The 20,591-nt window shown below is 70.9% G+C and carries 20 protein-coding genes; 11 read left to right on the forward strand and 9 right to left on the reverse strand.

Features of this window, described 5'->3' with window-relative positions:
- Positions 1-68 precede the first annotated feature (68 nt).
- A complete protein-coding gene (locus tag ACGFML_RS09725; RefSeq protein ID WP_393541823.1) occupies positions 69-689 on the forward strand; it encodes an RDD family protein in 621 nt (206 codons plus the stop codon).
- A gap of 57 nt (positions 690-746) precedes the next feature.
- On the opposite strand, the gene ACGFML_RS09730 is transcribed toward ACGFML_RS09725, so the two are convergent.
- From ACGFML_RS09730 to ACGFML_RS09750, 5 genes are read right to left on the reverse strand one after another with little or no spacing between them, the layout of a single operon-like run.
- Positions 747-1,754: a glycine betaine ABC transporter substrate-binding protein gene (locus ACGFML_RS09730; protein ID WP_393541825.1), complete on the reverse strand. Its 1,008-nt coding sequence runs from the start codon at positions 1,752-1,754 to the stop codon at positions 747-749.
- Positions 1,754-2,644 carry an ABC transporter permease gene (locus tag ACGFML_RS09735; RefSeq protein WP_393541827.1) on the reverse strand — a complete coding sequence of 297 codons (891 nt, stop codon included), beginning with the start codon at positions 2,642-2,644 and terminating at the stop codon, positions 1,754-1,756. The genes ACGFML_RS09730 and ACGFML_RS09735 overlap by 1 nt, the downstream gene beginning before the upstream one ends.
- A complete protein-coding gene (locus ACGFML_RS09740; RefSeq protein ID WP_393541828.1) occupies positions 2,641-3,933 on the reverse strand; it encodes a betaine/proline/choline family ABC transporter ATP-binding protein in 1,293 nt (430 codons plus the stop codon). The genes ACGFML_RS09735 and ACGFML_RS09740 overlap by 4 nt, the downstream gene beginning before the upstream one ends.
- Entirely contained in the window at positions 3,926-4,573 is a 648-nt protein-coding gene (locus ACGFML_RS09745; RefSeq protein WP_393541830.1) for an ABC transporter permease, read from the reverse strand. The genes ACGFML_RS09740 and ACGFML_RS09745 overlap by 8 nt, the downstream gene beginning before the upstream one ends.
- Before the next feature lie 16 nt (positions 4,574-4,589).
- Positions 4,590-5,057 carry an Lrp/AsnC family transcriptional regulator gene (locus ACGFML_RS09750; RefSeq protein ID WP_393541832.1) on the reverse strand — a complete coding sequence of 156 codons (468 nt, stop codon included), beginning with the start codon at positions 5,055-5,057 and terminating at the stop codon, positions 4,590-4,592.
- 129 nt (positions 5,058-5,186) lie between these two features.
- Between ACGFML_RS09750 and hppD the strand changes: the two genes are divergently transcribed.
- The 4 genes from hppD (at position 5,187) to ACGFML_RS09770 (ending at position 9,787) form a co-directional block, all read left to right on the forward strand.
- Positions 5,187-6,341, forward strand: coding sequence for a 4-hydroxyphenylpyruvate dioxygenase (gene hppD, locus ACGFML_RS09755; RefSeq protein ID WP_393541834.1), 1,155 nt, complete (start codon positions 5,187-5,189; stop codon positions 6,339-6,341).
- A gap of 148 nt (positions 6,342-6,489) precedes the next feature.
- On the forward strand, positions 6,490-7,866 hold the full coding sequence (locus tag ACGFML_RS09760) for an FAD-binding oxidoreductase (protein WP_393541836.1): 1,377 nt from the start codon (positions 6,490-6,492) through the stop codon (positions 7,864-7,866).
- A gap of 108 nt (positions 7,867-7,974) precedes the next feature.
- A complete protein-coding gene (locus tag ACGFML_RS09765; protein WP_393541838.1) occupies positions 7,975-8,265 on the forward strand; it encodes a ribosomal protein L7/L12 in 291 nt (96 codons plus the stop codon).
- Positions 8,266-8,335: 70 nt separating this feature from the next.
- Entirely contained in the window at positions 8,336-9,787 is a 1,452-nt protein-coding gene (locus tag ACGFML_RS09770; protein WP_393541840.1) for a dihydrolipoyl dehydrogenase family protein, read from the forward strand.
- Positions 9,788-9,810: 23 nt separating this feature from the next.
- Here the strand turns inward: ACGFML_RS09770 and ACGFML_RS09775 are convergent, their stop codons facing one another.
- Positions 9,811-10,287, reverse strand: a complete 477-nt coding sequence (locus tag ACGFML_RS09775) for an SsgA family sporulation/cell division regulator (protein ID WP_393541842.1) — start codon at positions 10,285-10,287, stop codon at positions 9,811-9,813.
- A gap of 238 nt (positions 10,288-10,525) precedes the next feature.
- On the opposite strand from ACGFML_RS09775, the gene ACGFML_RS09780 reads away from it, so the two are divergent.
- A complete protein-coding gene (locus ACGFML_RS09780) occupies positions 10,526-12,112 on the forward strand; it encodes an RDD family protein (RefSeq protein ID WP_393541844.1) in 1,587 nt (528 codons plus the stop codon).
- Between the two features lie 134 nt (positions 12,113-12,246).
- Entirely contained in the window at positions 12,247-12,945 is a 699-nt protein-coding gene (locus ACGFML_RS09785) for an RDD family protein (protein ID WP_393541846.1), read from the forward strand.
- Between the two features lie 13 nt (positions 12,946-12,958).
- Here the strand turns inward: ACGFML_RS09785 and ACGFML_RS09790 are convergent, their stop codons facing one another.
- On the reverse strand, positions 12,959-13,243 hold the full coding sequence (locus tag ACGFML_RS09790; protein WP_393541848.1) for a hypothetical protein: 285 nt from the start codon (positions 13,241-13,243) through the stop codon (positions 12,959-12,961).
- Between the two features lie 432 nt (positions 13,244-13,675).
- Between ACGFML_RS09790 and ACGFML_RS09795 the strand changes: the two genes are divergently transcribed.
- Both ACGFML_RS09795 and ACGFML_RS09800 read left to right on the forward strand, forming a co-directional pair.
- Entirely contained in the window at positions 13,676-16,066 is a 2,391-nt protein-coding gene (locus tag ACGFML_RS09795) for an immune inhibitor A domain-containing protein (protein WP_393541850.1), read from the forward strand.
- 116 nt (positions 16,067-16,182) lie between these two features.
- A complete protein-coding gene (locus ACGFML_RS09800; RefSeq protein WP_393541852.1) occupies positions 16,183-16,533 on the forward strand; it encodes a hypothetical protein in 351 nt (116 codons plus the stop codon).
- 237 nt (positions 16,534-16,770) lie between these two features.
- Here the strand turns inward: ACGFML_RS09800 and ACGFML_RS09805 are convergent, their stop codons facing one another.
- Both ACGFML_RS09805 and ACGFML_RS09810 read right to left on the reverse strand, forming a co-directional pair.
- On the reverse strand, positions 16,771-17,367 hold the full coding sequence (locus tag ACGFML_RS09805; RefSeq protein ID WP_393541853.1) for a nicotinamidase: 597 nt from the start codon (positions 17,365-17,367) through the stop codon (positions 16,771-16,773).
- Between the two features lie 648 nt (positions 17,368-18,015).
- Positions 18,016-19,344 (reverse strand): nicotinate phosphoribosyltransferase, encoded by a 1,329-nt coding sequence (locus ACGFML_RS09810; protein WP_393541855.1) that lies wholly within the window; start codon positions 19,342-19,344, stop codon positions 18,016-18,018.
- Between the two features lie 109 nt (positions 19,345-19,453).
- Between ACGFML_RS09810 and clpS the strand changes: the two genes are divergently transcribed.
- Both clpS and ACGFML_RS09820 read left to right on the forward strand, forming a co-directional pair.
- A complete protein-coding gene (gene clpS, locus ACGFML_RS09815) occupies positions 19,454-19,762 on the forward strand; it encodes an ATP-dependent Clp protease adapter ClpS (protein WP_393541857.1) in 309 nt (102 codons plus the stop codon).
- Positions 19,762-20,352 (forward strand): DUF2017 domain-containing protein, encoded by a 591-nt coding sequence (locus ACGFML_RS09820; protein WP_393541858.1) that lies wholly within the window; start codon positions 19,762-19,764, stop codon positions 20,350-20,352. The genes clpS and ACGFML_RS09820 overlap by 1 nt, the downstream gene beginning before the upstream one ends.
- Positions 20,353-20,591 lie beyond the last annotated feature (239 nt).

The raw sequence follows: 20,591 nt of genomic DNA on the forward strand, positions 1-20,591 counted from the left end.
CCCGTTGCGTTGCGGCACCGGACGGCCAGGTTGTCACGGCCCGGCGGCATGGGCTTGGATCATGGCCTGTGAGTACCTTCCAGCCGCCACCCGGCCCTCCCGGCCCTGGCTACGGCCCCACGCAGCCGCAGTACGGACCTCCGCAGGGCATACCGCCCCAGCCCTTCGCGCCCCAGCCCGCGGCGCCCTTCCACGCCCCTCCGCAGTCCGTGCCGCCGCAGCCGGGACAGCCGCAGGGCCCGCCCCCGCAGGCACTCGCGGACCCCGGGATGCGCCTGCTCGCCCGCTTCATCGACCAGCTGATCCTCAGTGTGCTGCTGTCGTTCGGCGTGCTGCCGGTGCTCATTTTCAGCCGCAAGATCGGCCTCGTCTACGACGAGGAGGTCCCCCTGTATCTCGGAGCCCTCGCCTGGGTGCTCCTCATCGGCCTCCTCTACGAACCACTGACGACGGCGAGGGGCGGCGGCCCCGGCAAGGCCATCTGCGGCCTGCGCGTCGTCCGCCTCGAGACCGGTCGGAAGATCGGATTCGGCACCGCCCTGGGCCGTTGGCTCGCCTACCTGGGCCTGGGCATGGTGCCGATCCTGGGACTGGTCAATGTGCTGTCCTGCACCTGGAACGCACCGTTCCGCCAGTGCTTCCACGACAAGGCGGCCAAAACGGTGGTCCTCAAGCGTCAGTGGCAGTGACGCGGCAGGGACGCGGAAAGGCGGCGGAAAGGCGGCGGTGACGAAGCGGAACCGCCGTCATCCGACCTTGATGAACCCCTCCTTGACCAGCCAGTCCCTGGCGACGTCGTGCGGGTCCTGGCCGTCCACGTCCACCTTGCGGTTGAGCTCCTGGGCGACGCGGTTGTTCAGTGCCCTGGTGACCGGCGCCAGCAGCGGCGCGATCTGCGGGTACTTCTTCATCGTCGCGGCGTTCATCTCGGGCGCCGCGTTGTAGTTCGGGAAGAAGTGCTTGTCGTCGGCGAGGACCTTCAGGCCCATGACCTTGATCCGGCCGTCGGTGGTGAAGACCTCGCCGAAGGTGCAGGACTTGCCCTGCGCGGCCTCGGTGTAGACCACGCCGCCGGTCATCTTGCGGATGTTGCCGGAGGGGATGTTCATGCCGTACGTCTTCGCCATCCCGGGCAGACCGTCGTTGCGGGTGGCGAATTCGTTCTCCACGCACAAGGTGACCGCGCCGGGGTTCTTCTTCAGCAGCGCCGCGACGTCCGAGAGTTTCTTGACCGGGTACTTCTTGAGGTTCTCGGCGTTCAGTGCCAGCGCGTAGGTGTTGTTGAGGCTGGACTGCGGCAGCCACACGATGCCGTTCTTGCGGTCCGCGTCGCGCACCGCCACCCACTGCTTGTGGATGTCGGGGATCGGCTTCACATGGCCGAGGTGGGTGATCCAGCCGGTACCGGTGTACTCGTACATGCCGTCCGCGGTGCCGGTGCGGACCGCTTCCCGGGCGCCGATGGTGCCCTGGATGTTGGTCTTGTCGATGACGGTGGCGCCGGCCGCCTTGAAGACCAGGCCCATGATCTGGCCGAGGACGATGTTCTCGGTGAACTCCTTGGACGTCACGGTGAGGGTGGCGCCCTTGAGCGGCAGGCCCCGGCCGACCGTGCCGGGCTTCACGTCGTCGGACATCGGGCTGCCGCTGACCAGCCCGCAGCCGCTCAGGACGGCCGCGGCGAGCAGCAGGCCGGACAGGGCGACGGCGGTGGTGCGCGGGCGGGTGCGTCGGGTCGCTCGGCGGTGCGCCATCAGTTCGTCCCCTCCAGGCCGCGCGGCCGCAGCAGCAGTTCGACCAGCGAGGCCAGCCATTCGACGAGCAGCGCCAGCGCCACGGTCAGCACCGAGCCGAGGATCAGTACGGGCATCCGCTGGGTGATGATGCCCGCCGAGATCAGGTCGCCCAGACCGCCGCCCCCGCCGAAGGTCGCCAGCGTCGCGGTGCCGACGTTCAGCACCAGCGCGGTGCGCACGCCCGCCAGGATCAGCGGCACGGCCAGGGGGAGTTCGACCTTGGTCAGCACGCCCATGGGGGACATGCCGATGCCGCGGGCCGCCTCCGTCAGCGTCGGGTCGATGCCGCGCAGCCCGGCGATGGTGTTGGCCAGCACCGGCAGCACGGCGTAGATCACCATGCCGACGATGGCCGAGCGGGCGCCGATGCCCAGCCAGATGACCAGCAGGATCAGCAGACCCAGGGCGGGAATGGCCTGGCCGAGGTTGGCGAAGGCCATCGCGACGGGGGCGGCCTTGCGCAGCTTGGCGCGGGTCAGCGCGATACCCAGCGGGATCGCGATGATCAGTACGAAGAAGGTGGAGACGGCGGTCAGCTGGATGTGCTGGCGCAGCGCCAGCCACACCTTGCCGTTGTCCACCGCCTGGTGGGCGATGGAGTCCAACCTGGCGCCGCGGAACCACAGCCAGGTGGTGAGCAGCGCCGCCACCAGGAAGACCGGCATGAAGGTCCACTTCTGCCAGCTGATCCGGCGGGTGCCGGGGCGCGGGGCGCGGGCCGGGGTCTCGCCGGCGGCCGACTCCCGCTCCGCCATGTCGGTGTCGTCCAGGTGGGCCAGCCCGTCCACGCGGTGCTCGCCCGGTGGCCGCTCCCCGCCGGGCGAGCCGCCGCTGCCGCGTGAGGTCATGCCTTGACCCCCGTGGCGCCGTCCGCACCGCCGTCCAGGCCCTCCTGGGCCAGTTGTGTCTGGCGTTGACGCTGTTCCTGGAGTTCGTGCTGGTGGCCCAGGGCCTCCAGCCGGTCCGCCTCCAGCAGTTCGTGGACGTTGTTCATCAGCGTCTCCATGTCGACCACACCGGTGTACTCGCCGCGCCGCCCGGTGACCGGGACCCGCCCGGCGTTGTCGGTGAGCACCGCCTCCAGCGCGTCGCGCAGCGTGGCGTCGCGGGTGACCGTGTCGGTCACCAGCGTCCCGGCGCGCGCCAGCGATCCCTTGGCGCGCGCGAGGTCGCTGCGGCGCAGCCATTTGTACGGGCGGCGGTTGCGGTCGAGCAGCAGGACTTCGTTGGTGGAGCCGGAGCGCAGCAGGTCGAAGATGTCCTGGAGGGGGTCGTCGATGCCCGCGGTCGGGAAGTCGACCACGCCGACGTCCCGTACGCGGGTGAGATTGAGCCGCTTGAGGGCGGCGCCGGCGCCGACGAACCCGGAGACGAAGTCGTCGGCGGGGTTGGTGAGGATGGCTTCGGGGGTGTCGAACTGCGCGATGTGCGAGTGCTCGCGCAGCACCGCGATGCGGTCGCCGATCTTGATGGCCTCGTCGAAGTCGTGGGTGACGAAGCAGATGGTCTTGTGGAGCTCGTGCTGAAGCCGGATCAGCTCGTCCTGCAGGTGGTCGCGGGTGATCGGGTCGACGGCGCCGAACGGCTCGTCCATCAGCAGGACGGGCGGGTCGGCGGCGAGCGCGCGGGCGACGCCGACGCGCTGCTGCTGGCCGCCGGAGAGCTGCCGGGGGTAGCGGTCGTGGAACTCGCCCGGGTCCAGGCCGACGAGGTCGAGCATCTCCGCCACCCGGTTCTTGGTCCTCGACCTGGACCAGCCGATCATCTTCGGTACCAGCGCGATGTTCTGGGCGACCGTCATGTGCGGGAAGAGGCCGGAGGCCTGGATGGCGTAGCCGACCTTGCGGCGCAGTCTGACCGGGTCGATGTCGGTGACGTCCTCGTCGCCGATCCGGATCCGCCCGGAGCTCGGCTCGATCAGCCGGTTGATCATCTTCAGGGTGGTGGACTTGCCGCAGCCGGAAGGGCCGACGAAGATCACGATCTCGCCGGCCTTGATCTCCATGTTGACGTTGTCGACCGCGGGTCCGGGGCTGCCCGGATAGATCTTCGTCAGGTTCTCCAGCCGGATGCTCGCGCCGGTGGTCTCGGACGCTTGCGCGGTGCTCTCGGTGCTGGTCCCGGACGGCTCAGGCACGGATCCCCCTGGAGATGGTCAGACGTCCGATCAGGACGTACGCGGCGTCGAAGAGGAGAGCGAGGATGACGATCCCGACGGTGCCGGAGAGCACCTGGTTGAGTGAGTTGGCGCTGCCCAGCGAGGCGATGCCGCGGAAGATCTCGTTGCCCAGGCCGGGCCCGGAGGCGAAGGCGGCGATGGCGGCGATCCCCATCAGCATCTGGGTCGCCACCCGGATGCCGGTCAGGATCGGCGGCCAGGCCAGCGGCAGTTCCACGCGCAGCAGCCGGGCGATCCGCGACATCCCGATGCCCTTGGCCGCGTCGACCAGCGCCGGATCCACCCCGCGCAGCCCGACGATGGCGTTCCGCACCACCGGCAGCAGCCCGTACAGGGTCAGGGCGATGACCGTCGGGGGGACGCCGAGGCCCACGATCGGGATCAGCAGACCGATCAGGGCCAGCGAGGGAATCGTCAGGATGGTGGCGGTCGATGTGGTGGCGAGGCTGCCCGCCCATTCGCTGCGGTACGTCACGACGCCGATGAGCACTCCCAGCAGGGTGGCGAGCACCATGCACTGGAAGACCGCGCTGGCGTGCTGATACGTATCCGTCAGCAGCTGGGCGTGCCGGGTGCCGACGTACTCCCAGAAGCTCACTCGGCGATCTCCTCGGTCAGTCCCCCGATGCTTGCTTCACCAGGGGGATGATGCGCAACGGAACCGGATTTTCCATGACGATCGCCGTTGACGCCCGCACAATGCCATCAAAACCCACGACACGGTCGATCACACGCTGCAGATCTGCGTTGGAGCGCGCGACCAGCCTGCACAGCATGTCCCCATGTCCCGTCGTTGTATGCAGTTCCAGCACTTCGGGAACGGTCGCCAAATGGGCGCGGATGGCGCTTCCTTGCCCCTGTTTGATCTCCAGGGTCGCGAAGGCGGTCACCGGATAGCCGAGCGCCGCCGGGTCCACATCGGGTCCGAAACCCCTGATCACGCCATTCGACTGAAGCCGGTCCAGGCGTGCCTGCACCGTCCCGCGCGCCACTCCCAGCCGCCGCGACGCCTCCAGTACGCCGATCCGCGGCTCGCGCGCCAGCAGTTCCAGCAGCGCGCCGTCCAAATGATCGATCGCCATCGCCGCATCCTCCGAATTCAATGGTCATCATGTACAGATAGCCCGGCGAAACCGCCCTACCGCTATACGTAATGCCCAGTGGATACGGAAACTATTGCGCACCTTGTGGATCGGAGGGACTCTGCCGCCATGGCAGACACCACGATGCACACCCAGCCCACCACCCCCGGCACGGCCCGGCAGGCGGACCCCTTCCCGGTCAAGGGGATGGACGCGGTCGTCTTCGCCGTGGGCAATGCCAAGCAGGCCGCCCACTACTACTCCACCGCCTTCGGCATGACCCGCGTCGCCTACCGCGGACCGGAGACCGGCAGCCGCGAGACCGCCAGCTACGTCCTCGAATCCGGCGGCGCCCGCTTCGTGTTCACCTCCGTCGTCAAGCCGACCACCGACTGGGGCCGCTTCCTCGCCGACCACGTCGCCGCACACGGCGACGGCGTCATCGACCTCGCCATCGAGGTCCCCGACGCCCACGCCGCCTACGCCTACGCCCTCGAGCACGGCGCCACCGGCCTGACCGAGCCCTACGAGACCAAGGACGAGCACGGCACCGTCGTCCGCGCCGTCATCGCCACCTACGGCCAGACCCGCCACACCCTCGTCGAGCGCACCGGCTACGCCGGCCCCTACCTGCCCGGCTTCGTCAGCGCCGACCCGATCGTCGAACCGGGCCGGCGCCGCTTCCAGGCCATCGACCACTGCGTCGGCAACGTCGAACTCGGCAAGATGAACGAGTGGGTCGCCTTCTACAACAACGTCATGGGCTTCACCAACATGAAGGAGTTCGTCGGCGACGACATCGCCACCGAATACTCCGCCCTGATGTCGAAGGTCGTCGCCGACGGCACCCGCAAGGTGAAGTTCCCGCTCAACGAGCCGGCCATCGCCAAGAAGAAGTCCCAGATCGACGAGTACCTGGAGTTCTACGGCGGCCCCGGCGTCCAGCACATCGCCCTGGCGACCAACGACATCGTCGCCTCGGTGCGCGCCATGCGCGCGGCCGGCGTCCAGTTCCTCGACACCCCCGACTCGTACTACGACACCCTCGGCGAATGGGCGGGCGAGACCCGGGTGCCCATCGAGACGCTGCGCGAGCTGAAGATCCTCGTCGACCGCGACGAGGACGGCTACCTGCTCCAGATCTTCACCAAGCCGGTCCAGGACCGCCCGACCGTCTTCTTCGAGATGATCGAACGCCACGGCTCCATGGGCTTCGGCAAGGGCAACTTCAAGGCCCTCTTCGAGGCCATCGAGCGCGAGCAGGAGCGCCGCGGCAACCTCTGAGACACCACGGGCCCGTCGGGGCCGCCCAGGGCCCCACCCGCCCTGCCGCGGCCCCGGCGACCCCACCGCCCGCACACCGGCCCGCCCGCGGCCCTTCACCGGCCTCCGCGATCTTCCGTGTACGGCCCACGGATGCGACGCTGACCGTATGGACCTCACGGAGCTCACGACACGACTGCGCGCCGGCCTGCCCGCGGACGCCGTGCTCACCGACCCCGACGTCACCGGCGCCTACGCCAACGACATGGCCAACTTCTGCGAGGCCGGCACGCCCGCCGTCGTCGTGCTGCCGCGCACCGTCGAACAGGTCCAGCACGTCATGCGCACGGCGACCGGGCTACGGGTCCCCGTCGTCCCGCAAGGAGCGCGGACGGGAGTGTCGGGCGCCGCCAACGCCACCGACGGCTGCATCGTCCTCTCCCTGGTCAAGATGGACCGCATCCTGGAGATCAACCCCGTCGACCGGCTCGCGGTCGTCGAGCCCGGCGTCATCAACGCCGTCCTCTCCCGCGCCGTCAACGAACACGGCCTCTACTACCCGCCGGACCCCTCCAGCTGGGAGATGTGCACCATCGGCGGCAACATCGGCACCGCGGCCGGCGGCCTGTGCTGCGTGAAGTACGGCGTCACCGCCGAATACGTCCTCGGCCTGGACGTCGTCCTCGCCGACGGCCGCCTCCTGACGACCGGCCGCCGCACCGCCAAGGGCGTGGCCGGCTACGACCTCACCCGCCTCTTCGTGGGCTCCGAGGGCAGCCTCGGCGTCGTCGTACGCGCCACCCTCGCCCTCAAGCCCAACCCGCCCCAGCAGCTCGCCCTCGTCGCGGAGTTCGCCTCCGTGGCCGCGGCCGGCCGGGCCGTCTGCGAGATCATGGCCCGCGGCCACGCCCCCTCGCTCCTGGAACTGATGGACCGCACCAGCATCCGCGCCGTCAACGCCCTGGCCCGGATGGGCCTGCCCGAGACCACCGAAGCCCTCCTCCTCGCCGCCTTCGACACCCCCGACCCCACCGCCGACCTCGCCGCCGTCGGCGCGCTGTGCGAGGAGGCCGGAGCCACCCAGGTCGTGCCCGCCGAGGACGCCACCGAGTCCGACCTGCTCCTCCACGCCCGGCGGCTGACCTTCACGGCCCTGGAACGGATCAAGCCCGCCATGCTCATCGACGACGTCTGCGTCCCCCGCTCCCAGCTCGCCGCCATGCTCGAAGGCACCACCGTCATCGCCGAGAAGTACGACCTGACCATCGGCGTCTGCGCACACGCCGGGGACGGCAACACCCACCCCCTGGTCTGCTTCGACCCCGCCGACGCGGACGAGGAGCGCCGCGCCCGCGAATCCTTCGACGAGATCATGGCCCTGGGCCTCTCCCTCGGCGGCACCATCACCGGCGAACACGGCGTCGGCGTCCTCAAGAGGGACTGGCTGGCCCGCGAACTGGGCCCGGTCGGGCTGGAGTTGCACCGCGGCATCAAGGACGTCTTCGACCCGCTGGGCATCCTCAACCCGGGCAAGGTGTTCCAGTGACCCGCGGCAGAGCCTCCTCGCCGGCCCGACACCCCTCGTCACCGCCGCCCAGGACGGGGAGTTCCCCGTCCGCGCACCCGTCGCGAGAAGATCAGTAGGCTTCCCGGCATGGACACCACACTCACCTCCATAGCGCTCGTCGTGCTCGCCGTCGGCGTACTCGCGTCCTCCGTGGACCGCCGCTCCAAGCCACTGGAGCGCCGCCTGGCACGCCTGGAGCAGAAGGTGGACCGTCTCCTGGCCCACATCGGCGCGGAAGAGCCCGAGGACCCCCGTATGGCCGAACTCGACGGGCTGCTCGTGGCGGGCAGGAAGATCCAGGCGATCAAGATGTACCGCGAACTGACCGGCGCCGGACTCGCCGAGGCCAAGGAGGCGGTCGACCGCCGGATGCGTTGAGCGCGCCCCGGGACCAGGATGTCCGGAAGGGCCCCCTGCCCACCCGATGCCGACCAGGGAGCGAGCGCCGATGGCTGCGACCGAAGCGAACCACGCCACCGAGACCGCCGAGGCCACCCACGACGTCCTGGTGCTGGGCGCCGGACCCACCGGCGAGAACGTCGCCGACCGCGCACACGCCGCCGGACTGAGCGTGGCCATCGTGGAGAGCGAACTGGTCGGCGGCGAATGCTCCTACTGGGCCTGCATGCCCAGCAAGGCCCTGCTACGCCCCGTCACCGCCCGCTCCGAGGCGCGGCGCGCCCCCGGCCTCGCCGACGCAGCGGCCGGCCCGCTCGACGCCCCCACCGTCCTCGCCCACCGCGACGCCGTCGCCTCCTACTGGAAGGACGACGGCCAGGTGCGCTGGCTGGACTCGGCCGGCATCGAACTCGTCCGCGGCCACGGCCGACTCGCCGGACCCCGCCGGATCTCCGTCGACGGCCGGACGCTCACCGCCCGGCACGCCGTCGCGGTCTGCACCGGCAGCCGCGCGGTGCTCCCCACCGTCCCCGGCCTGGCCGCCGCCAAGCCCTGGACCAGCCGGGACGCCACCAGCGCCAAGACCGTGCCGGGCCGCCTCGTCGTCGTCGGCGGCGGCGTCGTCGGCGTCGAAATGGCCACCGCCTGGCGCGCCCTGGGCGCCTCGGTCACCCTCCTCGTCCGCGGCGACGGACTGCTGCCCCGGATGGAGCCCTTCGCCGGACACCTCGTCGCCGAATCCCTCGCCGAGGCCGGCGTGTTCCTGCGCACCGGCGTCGAGGTCGCCGAGGTGCGCCGGGAGGCGCCCGGCGGCCCGGTGACCGTCGCCCTCGACTCCGGCGACGAGATCGTCGCCGACGAACTGCTCATCGCCACCGGCCGCGCCCCCCGCACCGACGACCTCGGCCTGGAGACCGTCGGCCTGGAACCCGGCTCCTGGCTCCCGGTCGACGACACCTGCAAGGTGACCGCGGTGCCCGGCGACTGGCTCTACGGCGTCGGCGACGTCAACCACCGCGCCCTCCTCACCCACCAGGGCAAGTACCAGGCCCGCATCGCCGGCGCCGCGATCGCCGCCCGCGCCCGGCAGGTCCCCATCCTGGCCACCGACCGCTGGGGCGCACACGCCGCCACCGCCGACACCGCCGCCGTCCCCCAGGTCGTCTTCAGCGACCCCGAGGCCGCCTCGGTCGGCCTGACCGCCGCCGAGGCCGAACGCGCCGGCCACCGCATCCGCGTCGTCGACCAGAACCTGGGCGAGGTCGCCGGGGCGTTCCTCTACGCCGACGGCTACCGCGGCCGCGCCCGCATGATCGTCGACCTGGACCGTGACGTCCTCCTCGGCGCCACCTTCGTGGGCCCCGGCGTCGCCGAACTGCTGCACTCGGCAACGGTCGCGATCGTGGGCGAGGTGCCCATCGAGCGACTGTGGCACGCGGTGCCGTCCTACCCGACGATCAGCGAGGTGTGGCTGCGGCTCCTGGAGGCGTACCGGGGCTGACGCCCCATCCGCCCACCGCACCCCTACGCCCCGGCCTCGGGAAAGTCGTCCGGCACCCGGGGACCGCCGCCCCCCGTCTCGTCGCGCGGCGCCAGCGCCAGCAGATCGCTCAGCCCTTTGTCGATGCCCAGATGCCCCTGCTCCGACCCCGGCGGCACCACCCGCAGCGTCCGCTCCAGCCAGGCCGAGACCGCCGACGCCGGCGCCTCCAGCAACGCGTCGCCGTCCGGCGAGGTCAGCGCCATGCAGACCAGGCTGCGGCCGTCCAGCTTCGTCGGCCACACCCGCACGTCCCCCTCGCCGCACGGCCGGAACACCCCCTCGATGAGCAGTTCGCGGGCGAACGTCCAGTGGACGGGGGAGTCCGAACCGATATGAAACGCGACATGGACGGCATAGGGGTCCTCCGTCCGGTACGTCAGCCGGGCCGGGACCGGAATGCTGTGCTCCGGTGACAGGACCAGGCCCAGTTCGAGTTCTCGCTCCACCACGGTGTGCATCGCGTCCGCCTTTCCTTCGCTCTCTGTGTACGCGCCCGTGACGGGCCCGTACACAGAGAGAGCCGCCACCCGCCGGACCCTTACGCGACTTCGCACAACTTTTTTCCCGGGCCTCTTCCAGGTGTTCGTGGCCGGGCATCCGTACGGATGCGGCCCGGGGTCTGATAGATGTGGACGCCGCGTTGCGGCAGACTGCATCCCACACCCACAGGCCGAGTACAGATACGGGACTTCGGACATGAGCGCCCCTACCTCAGGATCCGCCGGCGACAGCCCCACGCCAGGCTTCTACCCGGACCCGTCCATCCCCGGCTACATCCGGTACTGGAACGGCGCCGCATGGGTGCCGGGCACCAGCCGCCCGGCCCCGGCCGACGGCGAGGCGATGCCCGCCCCGCCGCCCGGCGCGGCCCCGGCCCCCGCACCGTCCGCCCTCGAGGAGACCGGCCCGGTCTTCTTCGACGAGGACACCGGCGGCGCCTCGACACCGGCCGTACGCCACAGTGGCGAGACCGCGCCCGCCGTAGCCGACTGGGACGACCCGGCCCGGCTGCACGGCACCAGCCCCGAACCCGCCGCCGCCTGGCAGGCCGACGCCTCCCGGCAGGCCGGCTTCGGCGGCGAGGGCGGGTCCCGGATCTCCTGGGGCTCACCCGAGCCCGGCCAGGCACCGCCCGGCACCCCCTCCGGCGCGGCCTCCTGGGGCGCGGTGCCGCCGCAGCGCGACGACCGCGCCGCCCCGGAGCCCGGCGACGCGACCGGCACCCCCGCGCCCCGCCGGCCCCAGGTCCCCGCCGACGGGACGGTCGCCATCCGCGCCGTCGACCCGAACCGGGACGCCGGGCGCGGAGCCACCGACCAGGGCACCACCGCGATCCGCGCCGTCAAGCCCGGCCGCGGGGCCACCCCCGGCCAGGGCACCACCCCCGACCACGGCACCACCGCCTTCCGCGCGGTACGCCCCGAGCAGGGCGAGCCCGCCAAGGGCAACGCGACGATGGCGTTCCGGCTGCCGCCCGGCGGCGCGGCCGGGCAGCCCGCCGGGCAGCCCGCCGCCGGTGACGCGGGCCCGCAGGCCCTGCCGTCCGTCGGCGGCCGCCAGCAGCCGGCCGGGCAGCAGCCCGGCGGGCAGGGCCCCGTTCCCGCCCAGCAGGGCTTCCCGGGCCAGGCGGCCCGGCCCCCGCAGGCATCCGCCCCGCCCGCCGGCTTCACGCCGCAGGGCGGCGCCGCGCCCGGTGCGGGTGCCGCCCCCGGCGCCGACGGCGTCATCCCGTGGAAGCCGCCGACGGCCGACGTCTTCTTCGCGGCCGCGCAGGCCGCCCAGGGGCACCCGGCCGGCCTCGGCCGCCGCCTCGCCGCCCGGCTGATCGACTCCGTGGTGCTGGGCGCCGTCACCGCCGCGGTCGCCGTCCCCCTGTGGGGCACCGTCACGGACCACATCGACGCCAAGGTGGAGGCGGCCAAGCAGTCCGGCCGCCAGGTGACGGTCTATCTGCTGGACGGCACCACCACCCCGGTCTTCGCCGTCATCCTGGCCGTCCTGCTGATCGGCGGTGGCCTCTACGAGATCCTGCCGACCCTCAAGTGGGGCCGCACCCTCGGCAAGAAGCTGTGCGGGGTGCGGGTGCTGGACATCGAGAGCCACGACACCCCGATGCTCGGCGCGGCCGTCAAGCGCTGGCTGCTCTACAGCGTGCTCGGCATCCTGGCCGTCGGGATCGTCAACGCCGTGTGGTGTGTCTTCGACCAGCCGTGGCGCCAGTGCTGGCACGACAAGCTCGCCCGCACGTTCGTGGCCTCGGACACGGCGGCCGACTCGGACTGACGGCCCCTCACCCGCCCGCGGGCCGGGGGCGTGTCCGGCGAACGGACGCGCCCCGTGGCCCGTCCGAGGCCCCCTCACCCCCCGAACGGACTTCGCCGGATGCGGGGGGCCGCCCGAGGCGGTCGACTCGGGCCATGAGCAGCGATCAGCCTCCCGGCCCCGCCTCCGGTGAACCGCCGGAGAACGATCCGTTCCGCAAGAACCCACCCCCGCCACCGGACGGCGGCGGCCCCTACAACGGCGCGCCCCGCCAGGACGGCACGGGCGGCCAGGGCGCCGGCCCGGGTTCCGAGCAGCCGTACGGTGGCGGCCCCTACGCCGACAACCCCTACGCCGACAACCCCTACGGCGGGCAGTACGGCGCGGCCGATCCGCTGGCGGGGATGCCGCCACTGGCGAACCGCGGCCGCCGGCTCGTCGCGCGGATCATCGACGCGATCATCATCGGCGTCCCGGTCACCCTGATCATGAACGCGATCGTCGGCTGGGTGAACTACACCAGCACCAGCAGCGTCGAGACCAGCAAGCAGGCGACCGTCTCCGGCGTGACCATGCTGGCGTATCTCCTCTACGAGGGGCTGATGCTCACCAGCCGGGGCCAGACCGTCGGCAAGATGGCGATGAAGATCCGGGTCGCGATGCTCTCGAACGGCGCGATCCCGGCCGGCCAGGCGGGCTGGATCCGGGCCGCGGTCTACACGCTGCCGGAGATCGTGCCGTGCTGCGGCTTCGTCTTCTGGCTGGTCAACGTCCTGTGGTGCACCTGGGACAAGCCGTATCAGCAGTGCCTGCACGACAAGGCCGCCAAGACGGTGGTCGTCTCGACGGCCTGATGAACCCGGTGGCTCAGCGCGAGTGTTCGCGCACCCGGGCCTCGGCCGACGCCGGTACGGCACGCAACGGAGCGGGCGCGGACGGCGACGTGGCCCGTACGGCACGCCGGCGCACCGCCCGAGGCAGCCCCGGCATCGGAGCCGTCATGGCGACCAGCAGCCCGAGCCCGAGCCCGGCGAGGGCGATGACCGCGACCCCGATCCCGGTCTGCGTCTGTGAGAGCAGCAGCATCGCGAGCGTGGAGAGAAAGACGGTGGCCGAACCGTAGACGAGCTGTGTGGCGGTCGGACGAGGCATGGCGGAATCCGTCCTCGGAAGGGTCGGCAGCGGGAGCAGGGTCAAGGGCGCGCCATCAAACGAGCCTACGGTCCTTACTGCCCGAGCGGAACGCCAGGTAAGCGTGACCTAACCCACGGTCCCGGTGCACAGGGGGCGCACGGTGCCTGCCGGGATCCGTACGACGAGGAACAACGTGGGGCGCACGGCCTGTTGGGGCGGGGGCGCATGCCAAAGCGGCATATGCATCGGCGATCAGAGGAGAGATGAAGGATGATGCGAACCGCTCCCCGTACGGCCGTGTGGCTCCGCCGTCCGGTGTCCGATAGCCGTAACTCGCGGGCCGAGTAACGTACTTCCCTGAACATGTCAAAGTCAAGATCTGTCTTTTTCACCGCGCTTCCGGTCGAATGCCGTCGAACAGTGACCGCTCGAAGGGGAGGACAGCGCCAAGTGAGACACCACAGAAGGGTGTTCAGACCGGCCGCCCTGGCCACGGCAATCGCCGCGATCGGGGCGGCCGCTCTGTCTTCGGGAATCGCCACGGCCGACACCCAGGGGCCGCCGCCCGTCGCGAAGAGCCATGACCCGGCCCCGGAACGGGCCGTCGACCACGACCTCAAGGGCCCGTTCAGCGACCGCCAGGCAACCCGCCGCAAAGAGGCGCTCGAACAGGTCATCTCCGGAGACGCACGCCCCACCGAGCGTGGCGGGTCGCAGATCGTCAAGCTGGACTCCGGCAAGTACGTGGAAATGGCCCGCCAGAAGACCGACAAGATCTTCACGATCCTCGTCGACTTCGGCGACAAGGTCGACGACACCACGATGTTCGACCCGGACGGCGACGGCCCCCAGCCGCCGGTCAAGAAGTACGGCGGCGACCCCGGACCCGCGCACAACCGGATAGCCGAGCCGGACCGCAAGAAGGACAACAGCACGGCCTGGCAGAAGGACTTCGACCAGCGGCACTTCCAGGACCTCTACTTCTCGCACGACAAGAAGAAGCAGTCCCTGGCCAAGTACTACGAGAAGCAGTCCTCGGGCCGCTACTCCGTCGCGGGCGAGGTCTCCGACTGGGTCAAGGTCGACTCCAACGAGGCCCGCTACGGCTCCAACTACTGCGGCCAGACCAACTGCGCCAACGCCTGGGACCTGATCCGCGACGGCGTCAACCAGTGGGCCAAGGACCAGAAGTCCAAGGGCCGCACCGACGCCCAGATCAAGACCGACCTGGCCAAGTACGACCTGTGGGACCGCTACGACCACGACGGCGACGGCAACTTCAACGAGCCCGACGGCTACATCGACCACTTCCAGATCGTGCACGCCGGCGAGGACGAGTCCGCGGGCGGCGGCGTCCAGAAGACCAACGCCATCTGGGCCCACCGCTGGTACGCCTACGGCTCCGACGCCGGCCGGACCGGCCCCGGCAGCAACAAGGCGGGCGGCACCCAGATCGGCGACACCGGCATCTGGGTCGGCGACTACACCATGCAGCCGGAGAACGGCGGACTCGGCGTCTTCGCCCACGAATACGGCCATGACCTGGGCCTGCCGGACGAGTACGACACCACCGGCGCCGGGGAGTCCTCCGTCGACTTCTGGTCGCTGATGTCGGCAGGCTCCTGGCTGGGCTCCGGCAAGAACGCCATCGGCGACCTGCCCGGTGACATGAGCGCCTGGGACAAGCTCCAGCTGGGCTGGCTCAACTACGGCAAGGCGAAGGCCGCCACCAAGTCCGTCCACAAGCTGGGCGTCGCCGAGTACAACACCGGCGACAAGCAGGCGGTGGTCGTCGAACTGCCCGCCAAGCCCGTGACGACGGAGATCGTCAAGCCCGCGGAAGGCACCCGGCAGTGGTGGAGCGGGATGGGCAACGACCTCAAGAACACCCTGTCGCGGCCGGTGGACCTGACCGGCAGGTCCAAGGCGTCCCTGAACCTCAAGGGCTGGTGGGACATCGAGAAGGACTACGACTACCTCTACGCCGAGGTCTCCACCGACGGTGGCGCCAACTGGACGCCGGTCGACGGCACCGCCAACGGCAAGGCCATCCCGCGTGACGGCGGCGACAAGCCCGCCCTGACCGGCACCGTCGAGTCCCACCAGGACCTCGTCTACCCGCTCGACGCCTATGCCGGCAAGAAGGTCGACGTCCGGTTCCGCTACCAGACCGACGGCGGCGCGGCCCAGAAGGGCTTCACGGCCGACACCCTCAGCGTGGTCGCCGACGGCAAGCCGCTGTTCACCGACAACGCCGAGGACGGCGACAACGGTTGGACCAGCAACGGCTTCTCCCGCGTCGGCGCGTCCTTCACCAAGGACTACCCGCAGTACTACATCGCCGAGAACCGCCAGTACGTCTCGTACGACAAGACCCTCAAGGCCGGCCCGTACAACTTCGGCTGGACGACGGCCAAGCCCTCCTGGGTGGAGCACTTCCCGTACCAGAACGGTGTGCTGATCTGGCTGTGGGACACCTCGCAGCCGGACAACAACGTCGGCAAGCACCCCGGCTACGGGCAGATCCTCCCCGTCGACGCACACCCCACGGCCTTGAAGTGGGCCGACGGCAAGCTCATGCGCAACCGCTTCCAGTCCTACGACTCGACCTTCACCCGGCACCGCACGGACGCCCTCAGGCTCCACAAGGACGGCAAGCGGGTCAAGATCAAGTCTCAGCGCGGCGTGACGCTCTTCGACGACCGGCACGGCGTCTACTACGACAAGTCGAACCCGACGGGCGGCGTGATCGTTCCTGACACCAACACCCGGATCAAGGTCGCCGAGGAGTCGTGGAACGGCCACTGGGTGTCCCTCGTGGTGGGCCCCGCAGGTAAGTAAAACTTAAAATCGCAGGTCAGAGGCGAATCGGCCGTTACCCCTTGGCGGGTGGCGGCCGTTCGCGTTTAGATGCGTCCTACGAGTTCCTTGTTGACGCGAAGTCTCACGGGGGAGATATGACAATGACCGGCGGCGGCTTCATCAGGCTTCCTGGCGGAAGCGTGGTGGTCGCCCTCTCGCTGCCCAGACCGCCCCACGGCGCCCGCCTGGGCCCGTACGACTGCGACTGCCGCGTACGGGTCCTGGTCCACGCCGCAAACCGCCAGCGCGCCCTGACCAGGCTGCGCAACCACGGACTGCGGGCCGTCTACCTGCGCGGCAATTCCGAGCCGCCGACACCGGACGAGGTGACGGCCGTGCTGCACCATCCCGACGGCCTCGTCTGGCGCGAGGCTCCCGACGACGACACCGAGTCCTGGCACCCGATACGCGCCCTGCTCCGGGCCCCGGTGCGGGCGGCCGGCTGAAGCGCGCACGGCGCACGGGCGCCGAGCGCCACGGGGCGGCCGGCCACAGACCACGCGGGCGGGCCGACAGCACATGGCCGGTCGAAGTTCCGGTCAAATTTCCGGTCGAAGTTCCATAGGAGGCCGATCCCGGCCTGCCTCCCGCCTCCTGCCCCGCCTCCCGCCTCCCGTCCGCCCCGCGGGCGGTCGGCCGCCTGCCGGCCGCCCGTCGGGCCCGGCCGCCGCGGTCCGTCGGGCTCAGCCGCCGACGACCACCGGCTTGCCGGTCAGCTCCGCACCCGCGGCGCGCAGCTCCTCCAGCGCCCGCTCGGTGGTCTCCGCGGCCACCCCCGCGGTCAGGTCCAGCAGGACGTGGGTGCGCAGCCCGGCCCGCAGCGCGTCCAGCGCGGTGGCGCGGACGCAGTGGTCGGTGGCGATGCCGACCACGTCGACCTCGGTGACCTCGCGCTCCCGCAGCCAGTCCGCGAGCGAGCTGCCGCTCTCGTCCGCGCCCTCGAAACCGCTGTACGCGGCGGAGTGGGCGCCCTTGTCGAAGACTGCGTCGATGGCGCCGGAGGCGACGGCCGGCGCGAAGTTCGGATGGAAGCTGCTGCCCTCGGTGCCCGCCACGCAGTGCACCGGCCAGGTGTGCTCGTAGTCCGGAGTGTCGGAGAAGTGGTCGCCGGGGTCGATGTGGTGATCGCGAGTGGCCACCACATGGCGGTAGCAGCCGCCGGCCGCCTGGCCCACGAGATCGGTGATGGCCGACGCGACATCCGCACCTCCCGCCACCGCGAGGCTGCCGCCCTCACAGAAGTCGTTCTGCACGTCAACGACGATTAATGCCCGGTGCATGGTGCGTGCCTTCCCGCTGGAAATCGGATGAGGGGCGCGGAGCGCTGGTGTGACCGAGGGTAGCCACTCGATGGGGATAGCGGGAGTGGCTACCCGCACCCCGCTGAGGCGCGGACGCTCGACGAGAGGCCCGCACGGAGGAATGCATCCCTACAGAGAGTGATGCATTCCGGGAATCAATCACTCTTAGTAATCGTTGCCGAAGATATGAGGTGCTCCACGAGGCAGCCGGGAGGCGGGGAGACAGAGGTAGACGGGAATCGCGGAGGCGGAGGTAGACGGGAATCGCGGAGGCAGGTGGGGAGGCGGGGGGCGGACGGGAGACGGGGGCGCGGCTGAGGGGCACGGAGACCCACTCCCGCCTCCTCCCGCCTCGCCGGCTGCCTGAGGGGCACGGAGGTCCATGCCTGGGGCCGTCGGAGAGGCGGCGGGGGCGGGGACGCCCACGAGCCACAGTTCGCCGCGCACACCCCGCACGCCTGGGGGCGGCGTGGCGCGCACCCCCGGCCGGCTGGTCCGTGCCCCGGCGCCCCGCCCTGGCGGGCCGGGCCGGCCGGCCGGCCGGCTCCCCCCGTCCGGGCCCGGCCCGCCCAGCGCTCACGCACTCCGCCCCCGCGCGGCTCACACGTACTCCGCCCCCGCCCGGGCTCACACGTACTCGGTGGGGATGACCGGCTCGCCCCGCGAGAGCTGGCTCGCGGAGAGCGGCAGTCCGGCGCGGGCGGCGATGTGCCGCGCGCGGGCGGCGTCGAGCGGCTCGCGGGCCACGACCTCGCCGCCGCGCACCAGCGGCACCAGCAGCTGCCGGTCGGCCAGGTCGTCCGGCACCGGTCCGGTGCCGAGGACCTCGGCCTCCGCCACCCCGTCCTCGTCCAGCCGCCGGGCCGCCCACTTGCGGCCACCCACGGACGTCTTGCCGCCCAAGGACTTCTTCGCCACCGGCCGCAGCGGCGCATCCGGCGCGTTGTCGTCGGCGCGGGCGACGAGCTTGTAGACCATCGAGCAGGTGGGGTGGCCGCTGCCGGTCACCAGCTGGGTGCCGACGCCGTACGCGTCCACCGGGGCGGCGGCCAGCGAGGCGATGGCGTACTCGTCCAGGTCGCTGGTCACCACGATCTTCGTCTTCTTGGCGCCCAGCTCGTCCAGCTGCTGCCGCACCCGGTGGGCGACCAGCAGCAGGTCCCCGGAGTCGATCCGTACGGCGCCGAGGCCGGGCCCCGCCACCTCCACGGCCGTGCGGACCGCCTCGGTGACGTCGAAGGTGTCCACCAGCAGCGTGGTGCCGCCGCCCAGCGTTTCGACCTGGGCGGTGAAGGCGTCCCGCTCGGTGTCGTGCAGCAGGGTGAAGGCGTGTGCGCTGGTGCCGACGGTGGGGATGTTGTAGCGGAAGCCGGCCGCCAGGTCGGAGGTGGAGTGGAAGCCGCCCAGGTACGCGGCGCGCGACGCGGCCACCGCCGACAACTCGTGGGTGCGCCGGGCGCCCATCTCCATCAGCGGTCGGCCGCCGGCCGCCACCGACATCCGGGACGCCGCCGCGGCCACCGCCGAGTCGTGGTTGAGGATCGAGAGGATCACCGTCTCCAACACCACCGCCTCGGCGAAGGTGCCCTCGACCCGGATGAGGGGCGAGCCGGGGAAGTAGACCTCGCCCTCCGGGTAGCCCCAGATGTCCCCGCGGAAGCGGTAGTCGGCCAGCCATTCCAGCGTCGGCTCGTCGAGGATGCCGCGGTCGCGCAGGAAGTCGAGGATGGTCGAGTCGAAGCGGAAGTTCTCCACCGCGTCCAGGACCCGTCCGGTGCCGGCGACCACGCCGTAGCGGCGGCCCTCGGGGAGCCGGCGGGTGAAGACCTCGAAGACGGAGCGCCGGTCCGCGGTCGCGGAGCGCAACGCGGCCTGCAGCATGGTGAGTTCGTACTGATCGGTGAAGAGCGCAGTCGACGGCACGGCCACCGGCAGCCCCAGGTCTGCTGTGTTCATGGGAGCGATGCTACCCCCATTACTCGTCACTTTGACGATTTCCGGTCCGGATGCCCCGACACGACCCGCGCGAGGGGCGTTTGTGCGCTGCCCGCCCCCGGGTGGCAGCATGGGGCGTGTGAGTGTCCCAGTGGAGATCGAGCGTCCTGAGTCGAGCGAGGCACCGTTCGAGGTTCCCGAACCCGATGTTCCATGGGTGACGATGGTTCACAACGACCCCGTGAACCTCATGAGCTATGTCAGTTACGTCTTCCAGTCGTACTTCGGCTACTCCAAGGACAAGGCCCATCAGCTGATGCTCGACGTCCACCACAAGGGCCGCGCGATCGTCTCCAGCGGCAGCCGCGAGGAAATGGAGCGCGACGTGCAGGCCATGCACGGCTACGGCCTGTGGGCGACCCTTCAGCAGGACCGCTGATGGCCGGCCACTTCGAGCCCCTGCCCGACGGCGGCGCCGCCGTCGCCCTCGACGAGGTCGAGATCTCCATCCTGCGCAGCCTCGCCGTACAGCTGATGGAGCTGATCGGCCCGGGGGAGGAGAACGACGAGGACGGCGACCTGCTCGCCTCGATCTTCAACGACGGCCCCAGTGAACCGCCCGCCGACCCGGTCCTGGCCCGCCTCTTCCCCGACGCGTACGGCGGCCCCGACCTCGTTCCCGACGACGACGTACGCGCCGCGGCCGCCGAATTCCGCCGCTACACCGAGAACGACCTGCGCGCCCGCAAGCGCGAGGACGCTCTCGGGCTGGTCCGTGCGCTGGACGCGCTGAGTCCCGGCATCGACCAGGGGGCGGTGCTGCGCCTGAAGCCCGACGAGTGCCGCCAGTGGCTCGGCGCCCTCAACGACCTCCGGCTCGCCATCGGTACCCGTCTGGAGGTCACGGACGAGGAGGACGGCGGCGAACTGCTGAGGCTGCCCGACACCGACCCGCGCAAGCCGATGGTGATGGCGTACCTCTGGCTCGGCGGCCTGCAGGAGACACTCGTCGAGTCGATGATGGGCTGAATCCGCGGGAGGTCCGGGCATTCGGCCCGGTCGGTTTTTGCGGAACATCTCACTCCGGTTCCGTCGGAGTTCCCTTGATGTTCGCTCAGCGGATGCTCAAATCCGGATAACGATCGCGTCACCGGGGTCGTGCGTCTTGCCGCCCCTCTTGGCTTTTGTCCGGATTTTTATGTGAGCTGGGGCACGCCCACACTAGTTGATCTCCGTACGGCCGTGATAAATGTTCACGACCTGCCGCG

The organism is Streptomyces sp. NPDC048650, from assembly GCF_043199095.1.
GTDB lineage: Bacteria > Actinomycetota > Actinomycetes > Streptomycetales > Streptomycetaceae > Streptomyces.